General features: G+C 65.7%; 12 protein-coding genes. 6 read left to right on the top strand and 6 right to left on the bottom strand.

Features of this window, described 5'->3' with window-relative positions; all coding sequences use genetic code 11:
- Nucleotides 1-8 precede the first annotated feature (8 nt).
- Nucleotides 9-1,652, bottom strand: coding sequence for an NTF2-like N-terminal transpeptidase domain-containing protein (locus OSB52_RS06230; protein WP_235723034.1), 1,644 nt, complete (start codon nucleotides 1,650-1,652; stop codon nucleotides 9-11).
- 150 nt (nucleotides 1,653-1,802) lie between these two features.
- On the opposite strand from OSB52_RS06230, the gene OSB52_RS06225 reads away from it, so the two are divergent.
- On the top strand, nucleotides 1,803-2,549 hold the full coding sequence (locus OSB52_RS06225; RefSeq protein WP_266060769.1) for a pirin family protein: 747 nt from the start codon (nucleotides 1,803-1,805) through the stop codon (nucleotides 2,547-2,549).
- Nucleotides 2,550-2,651: 102 nt separating this feature from the next.
- On the opposite strand, the gene OSB52_RS06220 is transcribed toward OSB52_RS06225, so the two are convergent.
- Complete coding sequence (locus OSB52_RS06220) at nucleotides 2,652-4,097, bottom strand: dihydrolipoyl dehydrogenase family protein (RefSeq protein WP_266060766.1); 1,446 nt, start codon at nucleotides 4,095-4,097, stop codon at nucleotides 2,652-2,654.
- A 57-nt stretch (nucleotides 4,098-4,154) separates the two neighbouring features.
- Here OSB52_RS06220 and OSB52_RS06215 point away from each other — a divergent pair, with 57 nt between their 5' ends.
- Both OSB52_RS06215 and OSB52_RS06210 read left to right on the top strand, forming a co-directional pair.
- Complete coding sequence (locus OSB52_RS06215; RefSeq protein ID WP_266060764.1) at nucleotides 4,155-6,143, top strand: M13 family metallopeptidase; 1,989 nt, start codon at nucleotides 4,155-4,157, stop codon at nucleotides 6,141-6,143.
- 17 nt (nucleotides 6,144-6,160) lie between these two features.
- Nucleotides 6,161-6,679 carry a potassium channel family protein gene (locus OSB52_RS06210; protein WP_268900060.1) on the top strand — a complete coding sequence of 173 codons (519 nt, stop codon included), beginning with the start codon at nucleotides 6,161-6,163 and terminating at the stop codon, nucleotides 6,677-6,679.
- A 59-nt stretch (nucleotides 6,680-6,738) separates the two neighbouring features.
- Here OSB52_RS06210 and OSB52_RS06205 read toward each other — a convergent pair whose 3' ends face one another.
- A complete protein-coding gene (locus OSB52_RS06205; protein WP_160902038.1) occupies nucleotides 6,739-7,866 on the bottom strand; it encodes an NDMA-dependent alcohol dehydrogenase in 1,128 nt (375 codons plus the stop codon).
- Nucleotides 7,867-8,056: 190 nt separating this feature from the next.
- Here OSB52_RS06205 and OSB52_RS06200 point away from each other — a divergent pair, with 190 nt between their 5' ends.
- From OSB52_RS06200 to OSB52_RS06190, 3 genes are all read left to right on the top strand, one after another.
- On the top strand, nucleotides 8,057-10,111 hold the full coding sequence (locus OSB52_RS06200) for an MMPL family transporter (RefSeq protein WP_266060763.1): 2,055 nt from the start codon (nucleotides 8,057-8,059) through the stop codon (nucleotides 10,109-10,111).
- 164 nt (nucleotides 10,112-10,275) lie between these two features.
- Entirely contained in the window at nucleotides 10,276-11,232 is a 957-nt protein-coding gene (locus tag OSB52_RS06195) for a R2-like ligand-binding oxidase (RefSeq protein ID WP_266060895.1), read from the top strand.
- A 236-nt stretch (nucleotides 11,233-11,468) separates the two neighbouring features.
- On the top strand, nucleotides 11,469-12,326 hold the full coding sequence (locus OSB52_RS06190) for an alpha/beta fold hydrolase (RefSeq protein WP_266060761.1): 858 nt from the start codon (nucleotides 11,469-11,471) through the stop codon (nucleotides 12,324-12,326).
- 221 nt (nucleotides 12,327-12,547) lie between these two features.
- Here OSB52_RS06190 and OSB52_RS06185 read toward each other — a convergent pair whose 3' ends face one another.
- The 3 genes from OSB52_RS06185 to OSB52_RS06175 all read right to left on the bottom strand — a co-directional run bounded on the left by OSB52_RS06185 (nucleotide 12,548) and on the right by OSB52_RS06175 (nucleotide 17,090).
- Nucleotides 12,548-13,228 carry a slipin family protein gene (locus OSB52_RS06185; RefSeq protein WP_266060760.1) on the bottom strand — a complete coding sequence of 227 codons (681 nt, stop codon included), beginning with the start codon at nucleotides 13,226-13,228 and terminating at the stop codon, nucleotides 12,548-12,550.
- A 441-nt stretch (nucleotides 13,229-13,669) separates the two neighbouring features.
- A complete protein-coding gene (locus tag OSB52_RS06180) occupies nucleotides 13,670-15,844 on the bottom strand; it encodes a 3-hydroxyacyl-CoA dehydrogenase NAD-binding domain-containing protein (protein WP_266060758.1) in 2,175 nt (724 codons plus the stop codon).
- Between the two features lie 34 nt (nucleotides 15,845-15,878).
- Entirely contained in the window at nucleotides 15,879-17,090 is a 1,212-nt protein-coding gene (locus tag OSB52_RS06175; protein ID WP_235722843.1) for an acetyl-CoA C-acetyltransferase, read from the bottom strand.
- Nucleotides 17,091-17,138: the final 48 nt, after the last annotated feature.

Raw genomic sequence — 17,138 nt, 5'->3', positions numbered from 1 at the left:
ACGAAGGGCTACTTGATCCGGAAATACTTCTGCGCCACCTGCAGCGCCGCCGTCCCCGATGTGTTGCCCTCGGTGTAGATGACGATGACCTTGCCGCCCTGCAACCCGAGGAACCAGCCGGGACCCTGCGGCCCGTTGGTACCCACCAGCGCCTTCAGGCCGGGCGCTCCGGTGAGATCACTCGCATCGCCGGTCTTGGCTACCGTCGTCATCGCCCGCAGGATGGGCGCGGTGGTAGCCGCGTCGAGCTCGCCGAGCTGACCACCGGCCACCGTCGTCGGCACTCCCTTGATCACGTACGGAGCCACCGAGGTCATCGTGCCCTTCGAACTCCGCGCCAGCGCCACCCCGAGTGCACCCATGTTCATCATCGACATGCTCGGCCCGTCCGGCCGGAAGTCGACGGTGGCCACTCCGGGCTGGTCGTTGGTCGGCGTACTGGCACCGGGAACGGTGAACTGCACACCCAGTCCCAGCCGGTCCATGATGGCGTCGCTGGATTCCTGGTTGGCATTGGCGGTGCGATCCACTTCGGTGAGCACCGGGTTCAGGGTGGTGCCCACGGGATAGACGGTGTCAGCGTTGATGCCCCGGTCGACGGCGTAGCTGTTGCGGGCCATGCCGAGGACTGCGCCGGTGGCCGCGTCGAGCGCCAGGATGGTGGCCGGCTGGCCCACCTCGACCGCCGCATCGCCGAGGGTCAGCTGCAGGCTCTGGTCGACGGTGGTCTGCACATCCGGCCCGGGCGGACCCTGCTCGCCGGCCAACTTGCGCGGCTTGATGCCCGGGCCCACCATCTGCACCTCCCAGCCGGCGGTCGCGTCACGGATGGCCTGCCAGTAGTTGGTGAGCCCCGCCTCCAGGGGCGACGACAGTCGCCGGTCGGCCATCACCAGCATGCCCGCCTTGCGCACCACGACACCGGGCACCGCATTCGGGTCCGACTGCAGTACCTGCATGTCCGGTTCACGCAACGTCACCGCGGTGATGGGTTTGCCGGGGGTCTCGGCCAGCTTCTCGGAGATGACCTGAGAGGTGATCAGCGGTGCGATCGGCTTGATCGTGCGGGCCAGTGCCCGTACCGAACTGCGCACATCCCCGGTCTGGTTCGGGTCGAGGATGATGTCGTTGACCGGCTGCAGGTACATGAACGTCTTACCGCTCCGGCTGCGCACCCGCGGTGCCGGGGTGGCGTCGGTGCGGATCTCGCGCAATTGTCCGCCCACGGGGAGCCCGGGGTGGATCACCGACGGCTCCCAGGTGATCTTCCAACCGGTCGACAGGTGTCGGGCGGTTCCCGAACTGGTGGTCTCGTAGCTGCGGTCCTTGTCCCACCGCCAGGTGGTCTTGAGCCCGAACGACGCCGTCCCGTCGCTGTACTCGACGGGGTTCTGCACCACCATGTCGATGTGCTCGGCATCCATGGACTGCAGGGTCTCGGTGAGTGCCGCCCCGGCCTGGCCGGGGGCGGTGGTGAACTCGGCCGCCCCGCCGGCGTCCTGGCGTTCCATAGCCGCGGCAAATTGCGCCACCGCACCTGCGGCGTCGCCGCTCTCCCCACCCGACACTCCGCACGCGCTGAGCGCCACCACGACGCTGCAGGTCGCCGCCGCACAAGCCACCTTCGGCGCGCGCTTGACCCAGATCTTCATAGTCTCAATTTTCACTCTTGTCACACTGGATTTCGATGCCGTCCGCTTCCATTCGGGGATCCGAGGGGTCACGATCGGGTCTCGGGGATCCCGAGGCAGCCCAATTGATGTGGCCGATACCACACGTTCGTTCGCGGCACATAATGGGTCATGGTCTACTCCGTGATTCCGGCCGCCGACCGCGCGGTCACCACCACCGACTGGCTCACGTCCCGACACAGCTTCTCCTTCGGCGATCACTACGATCCATCCAACACAAATCACGGCTCTCTGTTGGTGAATAACGATGATGTGGTCACTCCGTTACAGGGCTTTGACCAACACGCGCACCGCGAGTCTGAAATCGTCACGTGGGTCACGTCCGGCGCACTGGTTCACCAGGATTCGGAGGGCCACTCGGGCATCGTCTATCCCGGTCTGGCACAACGGATGAGCGCCGGAACCGGGGTGCTGCACTCGGAGCGCAACGACACCTGGCCGGATCATCCCGAAGCCGGCACCGTACCCGTCCGGTTCGTACAGATGTGGGTGATGCCCGACGAGTTCGGACTGACCCCCTCCTATGCCGCCGCCGACATCTCCAACGAGCTGACCGCCGGAGGTCTCGTCCCGGTTGCATCCGGGGATCCGAATCGTGATTCGGCGATCCGCATCGCCAATCGCTCGGCCACCTTATTCGCCGCCCGCCTCGACGCCACGAGCTCGGTGGAACTGCCCAGCTGCCGGTTCACCCATGTCTTCGTCACCCAGGGATCACCCACAGTTGGCGAGCACCTGCTTGCCGAAGGCGACGCGGTCCGCGGCGGCGATCTCGGCGGTGTGCGAGTATCGGCGGCCGGTGACGCAGAGATCCTCATCTGGGTGATGGACCGCGATCTGCGCGAACTCATGGGCTGAGTCGGCACCGCATCCCCCGCCGCCCCGCCGACAGAACCCCGTTTCTCGCCGACAGAACCCAGTTTCTCGCCGACGGAATCCAAAATCTCGCCGACAGCATCGTCAGCGCAGCGACTCCAGCAGCCGCAACCAGATCTCGCTGACCGTCGGATACGACGGCACCGCATGCCACAACCGATCGAGGGTGACCTCTCCGACCACCGCGACGGTCGCCGAATGCACGAGCTCGGCGGTGCCTGCACCGACGAAGGTCGCGCCGACGACGACGTCGCGGGTTCGGTCGATCACCAGTTTGGCGTGCCCGGAGTAACCCGGATCGAGCAAGTGCGTACCGGCGACGGCCAGGTCCATGTCGGCGACGGTGACGTCGATGCCGCTGTCACGTGCCTGCTGCTCGGTGAGACCGACCGCGGCAACCTCCGGCCGGGTGAACACCACCTGGGGTACGGCGGAGTGATCGGCGAAGGCCGAGTACCGCGGGCTGTCGAGGTTGCGCCCCTCGGCGCGCGCGGCGATCACATCACCGGCGACTCGGGCCTGGTACTTGCCCATGTGTGTCAGCGCCACCCGTCCGTTGACGTCACCGACGGCATAGAGCCACGGATGACCGGACACGATCAGATGGTCGTCGACCACGATCGGTCCGCTGTCGGGCAGATCGATCGCGTCGAGCCCGAGGCCCTCGGTGGCCGGAGCACGCCCGGCAGCGACCAGGATCTCGTCGACGTCGAGGATGTCGCCGGAGCTCCGCAACATCACCCGCGCCGGACCTCCGTGCAGGCGGCCATATCCCGTATCTGCAACATCGCGCCGTTCGACACGGTCGATCTCGGTCCCGAACCGGATGTCGACACCCCGATCGGTGAGCGCCCCGGCGACCATCTCGCCGACGAACGATTCGCTCTTCGGCAGCAGCCGGTTGCCGCGCACCACCATCGTCAGCTCACGCACGCCCAGGTCCAGCAGCCAGGTGGCCGCCTCGCAGGCCACGACTCCGCCCCCGAGCACCACGATGCGTTCCGGGATGTCGACGAGGTTGGTTGCATCCCGCGACGTCCACGGCAACGACTCGCGCAGCCCGTCGATCGGTGGGATCGACGCAGTGCTGCCGGTCGCGATCACGACGGCTTCGCGGGCATGGATGCGGCGATCCCCCACCGCCACCACCCGCTCGCCGACGATTCGCCCGTGCCCGCGGATCACGTCGATCCCCGCGCCCTGCGCCCACTCCACTTGGGAGCTGTCGTCTCGCCCGCCGGTGATGGCGTCGCGGCGGGCGAGTACCGCCGACGGTTCCGGCGCCACTCCGGACAGACGTTCCCGTGCACCCGGCAGCGCGGCCGCGGCCGCCAATGCCGCACCGGGGCCGAGGAGGCCCTTGCTGGGCATACACGCCCAGTATGAGCACTCACCGCCGACGAGTTCGTGCTCGATGATCACCGCGGTGCGGTCACTGCCGCGGATGGCATAGTCGGCGGCGTTCTCCCCGACCGGTCCGCCACCGATCACGACGACGTCGTAGGTGCTGGTCTCGGTGTTGTTGCCCATACCACCACCGTAGGTGAGCAGGCTGACGAATCGAGGTTGCGATGACAGGATGGACGGGTGACCGCTTCGCAGACTGACACCTCGCAGGTTTCCGGTATTGATCTCAGCTGGGTGGACGACGACGTCCGCGTCCAGGACGACCTGTTCGCCCACGTGAACGGCAAGTGGCTGGAAAGCCACGTGATCCCGGAGGATCGCTCACTCGACGGCGCCTTCCACGTGCTACGCGATCGCGCCGAGGAGAACGTGCGCGACATCATCACCGAATGCGCCGATGCCGACGCGCTGAGTGGTTCGGACGCGCAGAAGATCGGTGACCTCTACGCATCGTTCATGGACACCGACCACATCGACGCCCTGGGCATCGGGCCGATCCGCGGCGAACTCGACAAGATCGCGGCCATCGGCTCGACCGACGACCTCAGCCTGCGCATCGGGCGCCTCCAACGCCACGGCGTCGGCGGCCTGTTCGGCCTCTACGTGGACACCGACGCCAAACAGTCCGACCGCTACCTGGTCCACGTCGTACAGTCCGGGCTAGGCCTGCCCGACGAGTCCTACTACCGCGAGGACAAGCACGCCGAGACCCGCGCGAGCTACCTGGCCCATGTAAGTCGGATGTTCACGCTGGCCGGCGTGGACGGCGCCGACGACGCCGCGCGGCAGGTGCTGGACCTGGAGACCGCGCTGGCCGAACATCACTGGGACGTGGTGCGCCGCCGCGATGCGGAGAAGACCTACAACCTGATGGCCTTCGCCGAATTCGCCGACGCCGCCGGGTCGTTCGACGTTTCCACCTGGCTCGGCGGACTGGGCACCAGCAGCGATTCGACGTTCGCCGAGTTGGTCGTGGGTCAGCCGTCGTTCGTCACCGGCGCAGGCGAATTGATTGCCGCCCGGCCACTCGACGAGTGGAAGACCTGGCTCACCTGGAAACTGTTGCACTCCGCGGCCCCGTACCTGTCCGCCGACTTCGTCGACGAGAACTTCGACTTCTACGGCCGCACGCTGACCGGCGCCGAGACCATCCGCGACCGGTGGAAGCGCGGCGTCGGGTTCGTTGAGGACGCGATGGGCTTCGCGGTCGGAAAGCTCTACGTGGACAAGCATTTCGGTCCCGAGGCGAAAGCCCGGATGGACGAGTTGATCAATAATCTGGTTGCCGCCTATCGTCGCAACATCACCGAGCTCGAGTGGATGACCCCGGCCACCCGCGAGAAGGCGCTGACGAAGCTGGAGAAGTTCACGCCGAAGATCGGCTTCCCCGCGAAGTGGCGTGACTACGACGCACTCACCGTGGACCGCGGTGATCTGATCGGGAATGTCGCTCGCGCATCCTCCTTCGAGCAGGACCGGGAGTTCGCCAAGATCGGGCAGCCGGTGGATCACGACGAGTGGTTCATGACCCCGCAGACGGTGAACGCTTACTACAACCCCGGGATGAACGAGATCGTCTTCCCGGCAGCCATTCTGCAGCCGCCGTTCTTCGATCCGGATGCCGACGACGCGGCCAACTACGGCGGCATCGGCGCGGTGATCGGTCACGAGATCGGCCACGGCTTCGACGACCAGGGCGCAAAGTACGACGGCGATGGCAACCTGGTGGACTGGTGGACCGACCAGGACCGTACCGAGTTCTCGGCCCGCACAGGCAAACTGATCGATCAGTACGGCGCGTTCACCCCGGTCGGCCTAGACGAGCAGTACAAGGTGAACGGCGAGTTCACCATTGGTGAGAACATCGGCGATCTCGGCGGCCTGTCGATCGCATTGGTCGCCTATCGGCTCGCCACCGAGGGGACCACACCGCCGGTCATCGACGGACTCAGTGGCGAGCAGCGGGTGTTCTTCAGCTGGGCGCAGATCTGGCGCACCAAAACCCGTGACGCAGAGGCGATCCGTCGACTGTCCATCGACCCACACTCACCGCCGGAGTTCCGCTGCAACGGAGTGGTCCGCAACATCGACGCGTTCTACAGCGCCTTCGATGTAACGCCCGGCGACGCACTTTATCTCGACGAGTCCGAGCGCGTCCGGATCTGGTAGAGCCGGTGGCGCAGGAATTGGGGGACCTCGCCGACGCACGCAGAAACGTCGGCCGACGTCAGGTCGCGGCGGCGATCATCCGGCCGATCGCCGCCGCGGTACTTCTGTTGATCGGCTACTTCGCATTGCCGATCAACAAGGAGAGCTCGGTCAACTATCTCGGCCTGATCGTCGGCGCACTTCTCCTGATGGCTTTCTGTGCGTGGGAGATCCGGCACTTCATCCGATCGCCGTACCCGGTCGCCACTGCGGTGGAGATGCTGGTGGCCATCGCGGCGTTTTACATCGTCGGCTTCGCCACCGTGTATTTCCTGTTCTCCGAATACGCCCACGGCAGCATGAGCACCCAGCTCACCCGGATCGACGCGCTCTACTTCTGCCTGACGGTGTTCACCACCACCGGCTTCGGCGACATCTCCGCGGTGTCACAGGGGGCGCGAGTGGCCGTGTCGATCCAGATGGTGAGCACCCTCGCCCTCCTCGGCCTGGGCATCCGATTCCTCAACGTGCTGGTCAACGCTCGTGTGAATCGCTGAGCGATTCCGTAGTACGAACACGCGAAACTTCGCGTGTTCGTACTACGGAATCAAAGAACTCAGTAGTCGTCGTCGCCGTAGACGATCATGCCGCGGATGTTGTTGCCCTCCAACATGTCATCGTAGGCCTCGTTGATCTGATCGAGTCGGTAGGTGTTGGTCACCAAATCGCTCAGATTCAGCTTGCCGGCGCGGTACTCGTTGAGCAGTGTCGGCACCTGGGTACGCGGGCTGGCGCCACCGAAGATGGCACCCTGCACCCGCTTCTGCAGCAGCGTGAGCTCGAACAGGTTCATCTGGGCGTCCATGGACGAGAAGTTGCCCATGCCGGTCACGATGACCTGACCACCCTTACCGGTCAGACTCAGTGCGGGCTGGATCATTGATCCGTCGATCTCACCGACCGTGAGGATGGTGGTGTTGGCCATCTTGCCCCAGCTGATCTCGCCGAGGACGGGTAGCGCCTCTTCCATGGACTCGAAGGTGTGGGTGGCCCCCATCTTCTCGGCCATCTGGCGCTTGAAGGGCACGGGGTCCACCGCCGCGACGATCCGGGCACCCGCAGCGGCCGCACCCTGGACGGAGTTGATACCGACGCCGCCGACGCCGACCACCACGACGATATCGCCGGCATGCGTGCCGCCGATCTCCACCGCCGACCCCCATCCGGTGGCCACCCCGCAACCGAGCAGTGCAGCGGTCTGCAGGGGAATGTCCTCTTCGATCTTGACGAGGGACGCCTGGTTGACGGTGATGTAGGGCGCGAAGGTGCCCAACAGGCACATCTGCGTGAGGCCCTGCCCATCGGTGGTGTGCGCCCGATGGGTGTCATCGGCGATGGACAACCCCGTCAGCAGGCGAGCTCCCTCGTCGCAGAAGTTCTGATCGCCCCGTGAGCACGGATCACACACACCGCAGGCCGGAATGAAGGCGGTGACCACGTGGTCACCCTCCTTGAGGTTGGTGACACCGGGCCCCACCTTCGTCACCACTCCCGCGCCTTCGTGGCCACCGAGCACCGGCATCGGGGCCGGGCTGTCGCCCGTGCGCAGGTGGTGATCGGAGTGACACAGGCCCGAGCTGACCAGCTTGACCTGCACTTCACCGGCTACCGGATCACCGAGCTCGAACTCCTCGATCTGCCACTTCTCGCCCGGATTCCGGAGAATTGCCCCCTTGGTCTTCATGCGCGCACCCCTTTCGTTGGACAGCGTTGTGCGATCTGGTTCACATCGTTGCCTCATATGCATCACCGCGCATACGAAATCGTTACTCTCGTTGTGGCAGTTCAAGTTTGGGCGTGCGTATCGAGCGTTAGCTCGGTGCCTGTCCGACTGGTCGCCCTCGCGGAGATCGCGAACGTGTAGACATGAAGCCATGGCGACCACGCCCCGGATCCGCTGGCTGATCCCCGCGCTCCTTCTCCTCGGTTGGCTTGTCATCGGAGGTGTCACCGCTCCCTACGCAGGCAAACTCTCCTCGGTCGCCACCAACGACAACAGCGCGTTCCTCCCCGCGTCGGCGGAGTCCACCGAGGTCAACGACATGCTCGCCGGCTTCACCGACTCCGACACCGTGCCGGCGATCGTGATCGCCGAACGGCCGTCCGGTCTGACGCCTGCCGACACCGAGTTCCTCACCACGGCCACCGCGCCCCTGGCCGGCACGGAAGGCTTCGGGCCGGAATTCTCGCCGCCGATCCCGTCGCAGGACGGTCAGGCAGCGCAGATGTTCATCCCCATCGCGGCCGAAGGTGAACCCGCCGACCATGTCGAGGATCTTCGCAACGCCCTCGCGTCACCACCAGAGGGACTGACGGTCCTGGTCACCGGACCGGCCGGCCAGATCGCCGACCTCGGCGAGGCATTCGCCGGGATCGACGGGCTGTTGCTGCTGGTCGCGGGCGTCGTGGTGATGCTCATCCTGTTCGTCGTCTACCGCAGCCCGATCCTGCCGTTCGTGGTGATCATCTCCGCCATCTTCGCGCTCGGCCTCGCATCGGGGCTGGTGTATCTGCTCGCCTCGGGCGACATCCTGGAGCTCAACGGCCAGAGCCAAGGCATCCTGTTCATCCTGGTCTTCGGTGCGGCCACCGACTACGCGCTGCTCCTGGTCTCGCGATTCCGCGAGGAACTCACCCGCAGCGACGACAAGTACGCCTCCATCCGAGCCGCCTGGCGCGGCACGATCGAGCCGATCAGCGCGTCGGCCGGCACCGTCATCCTGGGTGTGCTGTGCCTGCTGTTCTCCGATCTCAACTCCAACAGGAGCCTCGGACCGGTGGCCGCCATAGGCATCGCCGCCTCGTTCATCGCATCGATGACCTTCTTGCCTGCGGCGCTCGTTTTGCTCGGCCGCACCGCGTTCTGGCCGTTGGCGCCGAAACACACCGACTCCTCCGAGCCGAGCAGCACGCACCGTTTCTGGGCAGCGATCGCCGACCGCGTCGCCACACGCCCGCGTGCCATCTGGATCGGCACCCTGGTGGTGCTACTCATCGGTGCCGCATTCGCCCCGACATTCAAGGCCGACGGCGTCGCCCAGACCGATTACTTCCTCGGATCGGTGGATTCGGTGGAGGGCGCCGAAATCCAGGCCCAGCATTTCGACGCCGGCAGCGGTTCGCCCACCTGGATCATCGCCGATGCACCGCAGGGCACCGCGGTGCTCGACGCGGTCCGCGGCGTCGACGGCGTGGCCTCGGCCGAACTCGTGCAGGATGGCGGCAACCCGACCGTCGTCGACGGAAAGGTCGCGGTGCAGGCGACCCTCACCGACACCGCCGACTCGCTGGCCGCACAGGACACCGTGGTTGCGATCCGCGACGCCGTGCATCCGATTCCTGACGCCGACGCCTTGGTGGGTGGCACCACCGCCATCGACCTCGACACCCGGACCACCGCGATCCACGACCGCAACCTGATCATCCCCATCGTGCTGGTGGTGGTCCTGGTGGTGCTCATGCTGCTGCTACGCAGCATCGCCGCTCCGGTCCTGCTGCTGGCCACGACGGTGATCTCGTTCGCGGCGACCCTCGGCGTCGGGGCGCTGGTGTTCAACGGCCTGTTCGACTTCGCCGGCGCCGACCCGGTGGTCCCGTTGTTCGCGTTCGTCTTCTTGGTCGCCCTCGGCATCGACTACAACATCTTCCTGATGACGCGTGTCCGCGAAGAAGCACTGACCCACGGCACCCGCGACGGCATGTTGCGCGGATTGACGGCCACCGGCGGTGTGATCACATCGGCGGGCGTCGTACTGGCCGCGACCTTCGCGGCACTGGCGGTGATCCCGTTGCTGTTCCTGGCCCAGATCGCCTTCCTCGTCGCCTTCGGCGTCCTCGTGGACACGCTCATCGTGCGCACACTGCTCGTGCCGGCCCTGACGCTGGACATCGGCAAGCGGGTGTGGTGGCCGAGTGCGTTGTCGCGCTGACTATTTGGCAACTCTCCGCGTGGCGGTCGACCGGTGGCGACCGCCGCTGGCGATGCGTCGAAACCAAACAGCGACCTGAGAGTTCACAGAAACCAGTACGCCCGTCCGCCACGCCGACTAGCGTCGATTCATCGGATTCGAACGATAGTTAGCTGGTGATCTCCATGACTCTCGCCGACCACACCACGCAGGGACGCACCGACTTCGCGTCCCTGCGCAGCGGAGGCCTCAACTGGGACTCGTTCCCGTTGCGGCTCTTCGTCAAAGGCAATGCCCGGTTCTGGGATCCGGCTGCCATCGACTTCGGTCGCGACGCCCAGGACTGGACCGAGATCACCGACGAGCAACGACGCAGCACAACCTATCTGGTGAGCCAGTTCATCGCCGGCGAGGAAGCCGTCACCCAGGACATCCAGCCGTTCATGAAGGCGATGGCCGACGAAGGCCGCTTCGGCGATGAGATGTACCTGACCCAGTTCTGCTTCGAGGAGGCCAAGCACACCCAGGTCTTCCGGCGGTGGATGGACGCGGTCGGCCTGAACGGGGATCTGCAGTCCTTTGTCGCCGACAACCCGTACTACCGACAACTGTTCTACGACGAACTCCCGGCCTCACTACACGCCTTGGACAACGACCCCTCCCCACGAAACCAGGTTCGCGCGAGCGTCACCTACAACCACGTCATCGAGGGCAGCCTGGCACTCACCGGCTACTACGCGTGGCAGACGGTGTGTGCGCGGCATCAGATCTTTCCGGGCATGCAGACGCTCATCAAGTTCATCGGCAACGACGAACGCAGACACATGGCGTGGGGAACGTTCACCTGCCGACGCCACGTGGCCGCCGACGACTCGCTGTGGGATGTGGTCACCGGCCGCATGGAAGAACTCATGCCGCTGGCCCTGGGCATGATCAACTGGGTCAACGAACAGTTCGACGAACAGCCCTTCGGACTCGACAACAACGAGTTTCTCGTCTACGCGGCCGACCGCGGACAGCGCCGCCTGAGCGCCATCGAATCCGCGCGCGGCCGGCCCGTCGCCGAGATCGACCTCGACTACTCGCCGGAGACCCTCGAGGAACAGTTCGGGGAAGAGGACGCGGCCGCGATGGGGCGGTGAGCCCCGACCCGAATGTCCGCGAGCATCACCACTCGCCGCCGTCGATTGGATAATCCACCCGACCCGGCCCACCGGTGATCCGGACGGACACGCACCCCCGGCTCAAGGAGTACCAGCGCGCGAGCGTGCGAGCCCTACCCCCACCCGCCGGCCGAGGAGCGACGAGCGGGCGTGCGAGCCCGTCGCGTCACGAAGCCCCCGTGACAACAAACTAGAACACGTTCTACCCTGATCTCGTGGATGTCACCTACGACGCGACCAAGCGCGAACTCTCGACCGACCAGGGCACGATCCGCTATCACGAGGCCGGCGATCCTTCCGCCCCACCGCTGGTGTTGCTGCACGGCTCGGGGCCGGGCGTGACCGGCTGGCGCAACTACCGCGGCAACCTCGGCTTCTTCGCACAGACCCATCACTGCTACGTCATCGAGTTCCCCGGCTTCGGCGTCAGCGACCCCGTCGAGGGCCATCCGGTGCTGACCGCCGGGTCGTCGGTGATCCGGTTCATGGACGCCCTCGACGTCGAGTCCGCACCGATGATCGGCAACTCGATGGGAGGTGTCGTCGGCGTCAACCTCGCCATCAAGAAACCCGACCGCGTGGAGAAACTGGTCACCATCGGCGGCGTCGGACCCAACGTGTTCAGCCCGAGCCCCAGCGAAGGGCTCAAGCTCCTACAGGAGTTCACCGACGACCCGGATCGCGACAAGCTGGTTCGCTGGCTCTCGGCGATGGTCTACGACCGCGAGCTCGTCACCGAGGAACTCATCGAAGAACGCTGGCAGGCCGCGATCCATCCAGACGCCCAGAAGACCGCACAGATGATGTACGGGTCGGCGGCGTTCGAGATGCAGCAGCAGTTCATGGCCGCCTCCGACACCCCGCCCTACTGGTCGATGATGCACAAGGTCGCCTGCCCCACCTTGTTGACGTGGGGCCGCGACGATCGGGTCAGCCCACCCGACATGGCGATGGTGCCGATGCGGCTGATCCCCGACGCCGAGTTGCACGTGTTCCCCAAGTGCGGGCACTGGGTGATGATCGAGGCCAAGGAGGCTTTCGAGTCGGCGGTGCGCGCATTCCTGCTGCGCTAGCTCAACTCGCCGGTCAAGTAGCAGCGAGCCGCATCCAATCTGCCGGTCGAGTATCGCCGAGCCGCTACGCAATCCGCTGGTCGAGTAGCGCCGAGCCGCAACTCTTTTCGCCGGTCGAGTATCGCCGAGCCGCTACGCAATCCGCCGGTCGAGTAGCGCCGAGCCGCTAGGCGAGGCGCGTATCGAGACCACGCAAGCAACCTCGATACGCGCCCACCCACCTACTCAGCGGCCGCCGGCACGTCCGCGCCGTCAACCGACAGCACGACCCGCGACCCATACGGAACCGCTTGGATCAGCCGCAACTGAGCCAGCGCCGGGTGCGCGTCGAGCAGACGACCGGCGTTCGCCAGCGAACGCAGCGCCGCCGTCTCCGCACGCGCCGCCTCCAGCTTCGCCAGACCGCGCGACTTCGCGGTGATCACTTCGAGCGCCGCAGCACGGACCTCAGCCGGCACCACGATGTCCTTCACCACCACGTCGCGCACCTGGAGGCCGACCTCGGTTCCCGCCGCCGACGCGGCCGATCGGATGGCCCCGGTGTCCAGCGCATCGCCGCGCCGGATCAGGTCGTCGGCACTCACCGACGCCGTCGCCGCACGAAGCGCAATCTGGGTGGCCAGGTATACCGACGCAATCGGGTCAACGGCACGCTCAGTGAACGCCACCGCGTCGGTGACGACCATTCGTAGCGTCATCGATACACGCACCGACATGGCGTCAGACGTCAACACCTCCTGCAGCGCAACAGGTACGAGCCGCTCACGCAGGTCGACGACCCGGTACTGAGCGTCTGATCGCGGCGAGTAGCTGCCCGTCTGGAGGACTCGCGACAGCGAGCCGCCCCGATACTCGAGGACGACGCAGCCGGGATCGACGGACATACGGTTGAAAATGGACATGGCGAGCCTCCTTTCCATTGCGTTGCAAGACATGTCGCTTCGGTATTCGGTGTTGTTGATCGGCCTGCCTGGCGGGACGCCGCCCGCGGGCGGACCGATCGGTGGGGCCCAGTCGTCGACATGCGACGGTGGCCGCTGGACCGATCACGTCCGTGCTCCCGGGGGCGACGCCGAGTGAGGACTCGAACCTCGAGGACGTCAATCCTTTGCCATGCAGTAGACGTCGGGAATCACACGCGCAGAACATGATCGCGGTACCCCGCTCTCGACTGCTCTCCCGATGCCGACGCAGAACTCTGCCACGGTGGCCGTGATCGCGCAACGCATTTGTCGCCGCACCCAGATGCATCGTGGCAGCCAGCACAGCGAAAGGGCCCCGACCGGATCGAATCCGCTCGGGGCCCCTTTCGTCAGCTGAGGTCAGCTCAGAGCTTCTCGCCCCTAAAACTTCTCACCACGAGCTGCCTTGTCCACCAGGCTCTGCGGTGGCTCGAAGTTGCTGCCGTACTTGGACGCGAGATCCTTGGCACGGTCGACGAAGCCCTGCAGCCCGCCCTCGTACTGGTTGATGTACTGGATGACACCACCGGTCCACGCCGGGAAGCCGATGCCGAAGATCGAGCCGATGTTGGCGTCCGGCACCGAGGTCAGGACACCCTCGTCGAAGCACTTGACGGTCTCGAGAGCCTCGGCGAAGAGCATGCGCTCCTGCATGTCCTCGAACGGGATCTGCTTGCTGCCCGAGTTGAACTGCTCACGCAGTCCCTGCCACAGGCCGGTGCGCTTGCCCTTCTCGTCGTAATCGTAGAAGCCCTTGCCGTCCTTGCGGGCGGTGCGGCCGTTCTCGACCATCCAGTCGACGACGGCGTTGCTGCCGTGCTGCGGGATCTCTTTGCCCTCGGCCTTGAGCGCCGCCTCGGTCTCCTTGCGGATCTTCTGCGGCAGAGTCAGGGTCAGCTCGTCCATCAGCTGCAGCGGCGGCGCCGGGTAGCCGGCCTGCGAACCTGCATGCTCGATGAAGACCGGGTCCACACCCTCGCCGACGGCCGCGATGGCCTCGTTGACGAAGGTGCCGATCACGCGGCTGGTGAAGAAGCCGCGGCTGTCGTTGACCACGATCGGGGTCTTGCGGATCTGCAGCGTGTAGTCGATGACCTTGGCCAGCACCTCATCCGAGGTCTTCTCACCGCGGATGATCTCCACCAGCGGCATCTTGTCGACCGGCGAGAAGAAGTGGATGCCGATGAAGTCCTCTTGCCGCTTCACGCCTTGCGCGAGGCTGGTGATCGGCAGGGTCGAGGTGTTGGAACCCAGGATCGCGTCGGGCTCGACGATGTCCTCGATCTCCTGGAACACCTTGTGCTTCACGTCAACCGACTCGAAGGCGGCCTCGATGACCAGGTCGACGCCCTTGAAGTCGGCGGCGTCGGCGGTCGGATGAATCCGGCCGAGGAGCGCGTCACTCTTCTCCTGGGTGGTCTTGCCCTTGGCGAGTGCCTTCTCCTCGAGCTTCTCGGAGTAGCCCTTGCCCTTCTTGGCGGCGTCGAGGTCGATGTCCTTGAGCACGACCTCCATGCCGGCCTTGGCCGATACGTAGGCGATCGCGGCACCCATCATGCCTGCGCCGATCACACCGACCTTCTTGGCGGTGTACTTCTCGATTCCCTCGGGGCGCGAGCCGCCACCGTTGATGTGCTGCAGGTCGAAGAAGAACGCCTTGATCATGTTCTGCGCGACCTGACCGGTCACCAGCGAGACGAAGTAGCGGGTCTCGATGATGTCGGCGGTGTCGACGTCGACGTAGGCACCTTCGACGGCGGCGGCCAGGATGGCGCGCGGAGCCGGCATGTTGGCGCCCTTGATCTGCTTGCGCAGCAACGCCGGCAGTGCCGGCAGGTTCTGGGCGAACGCCGGGTTGGTGGGAGCACCACCCGGGATCTTGTAGCCCTTCTTGTCCCACGGCTGCGCGGCTTCCGGATTCTCCTTGATCCATGCCTTGGCGGCCGGGATCAGTTCCTCGATGGAGCCGACGACCTCGTCGACCAGTCCGGTCTCCTTGGCCTTGGTCGGGTTGAACCGCTGCCCCTGCAGCAGCACACCCATCAGCGCATTCTGGATACCGAGCAGACGCACGGTACGGACCACGCCACCGCCACCGGGCAACAGGCCGAGAGTTGCCTCGGGCAGACCGATCTGGACACCCTTGACATCGGCTGCGATGCGGTAGTGGGTGTGCAGCGCGATCTCCAGGCCACCGCCGAGCGCGGCACCGTTGATCGCGGAGACGACCGGCTTGCCGAGGGTCTCGAGGCGCCGCATGACCTTCTTCATGGCGTTGGTGCGCTCGGTGATCGCGGTGGCGATCTCTTCCTTCGACTGCGAGCCGCGGTCGCTGCTCATGTCTTTCAGGTCGCCGCCGGCGAAGAAGGTCTTCTTGGCCGAGGTGAGCACGACACCGGTGATGTCGTCCTTCTCGGCCTCGAGGCGCTCGACGATGGTCGGCAGCGAGGTCATGAACAGGTCGTTCATGGTGTTGGCGCCCTGGTTCGGGTCGTCCATGGTCAGGACAACGACCCCGTCGGCGTCCTTCTCCCAATTGAACATGTTGTCACTCATGGTGTTTGAAGAGTTCTTTCTGTGAAGTGGAAGGTCAGAGACGCTCGATGATGGTCGCGACACCCATGCCGCCGCCGATGCACAGGGTGACCAGGCCGTAGCGGCCACCGGTGCGCTCGAGCTCGTCGAGGCAGGTGCCGAAGATCATCGCGCCGGTCGCGCCGAGCGGGTGACCCATGGCGATGGCGCCACCGTTGACGTTGACCTTCTCGTGCGGGATCTTCAGATCCTTCATCCACTTCATGACGACCGACGCGAATGCCTCGTTGAGCTCGAAGACGTCGATGTCGTCGACGGTCAGACCGGCCTTCTTCAGCGCCAGCTCGGTGGCCGGGGTCGGGCCGGTGAGCATGATGGTCGGCTCGGAGCCGATCTCGGCGAAGGTGACGATGCGGCCGCGCGGGGTGAGCCCGTTGCGCTTGCCGGCCTCTTCGCTACCGAGCAGCACCAGGCCGGAGCCGTCGACGATACCGGAGCTGTTGCCGCCGGTGTGGACGTGGTTGATCTTCTCGACGTTGTGGTACTTCTGCAGCGCCACATCGTCGAAGCCGGCCATGTCGGCCAGCGCCTGGAAGGCGGCCTTGAGCTTGCCCAGCGACTCGACGGTCGAGCCCGGACGACGGTGCTCGTCGTGATCGAGCACGATGACGCCGTTGATGTCGCGGACCGGTACCACCGACTTGGCGAAGTAGCCACTGGTCCAAGCCTTCTCGGCGCGGGCCTGCGACTCGGCCGCGTAGGCGTCGACGTCTTCGCGGCTGAAGCCCTCGAGGGTGGCGATCAGGTCGGCGCCGATGCCCTGCGGGACGATGTAGTTGTCGTACGCGGTGGTCGGGTCGGTGAACAGCGCTCCGCCGTCGCTACCCATCGGCACGCGCGACATCGCCTCGACACCACCGGCCAGAACGAGATCGTCGAAGCCCGACGCGACCTTGGCGGCGGCGAGGTTCGTGGCTTCCAGGCCGGAGGCGCAGAAGCGGTTGATCTGGGTGCCGGGGACGCTCTCGGGCAGGCCGCTGTTGAGGGCCGCGGTGCGGGAGATGACCGCACCCTGCTCACCCACCGGCGACACCACGCCGAGGACGACGTCGTTGATGTCGGCCGGATCGAGGGAACCGTGCCGGGCGAGAACCTCGTCGATCAGCCCGGACACCAGGTCGACCGGCTTGACGCTGTGCAGCGAACCGCCGCGCTGCTTGCCACGGGGCGTACGGATCGCCTCGTAGATGAATGCTTGATCAGCCACGATTGAGTGTTCCTTTCGCATGAACCATGGTGGTTACCTTCCCAGGCT

This window comes from Gordonia aquimaris, from assembly GCF_026262595.1.
Lineage (GTDB): Bacteria > Actinomycetota > Actinomycetes > Mycobacteriales > Mycobacteriaceae > Gordonia > Gordonia tangerina.
Note: the sequence above shows the minus strand (reverse complement) of the source record. Positions and strands in the feature narration are given on the sequence as shown.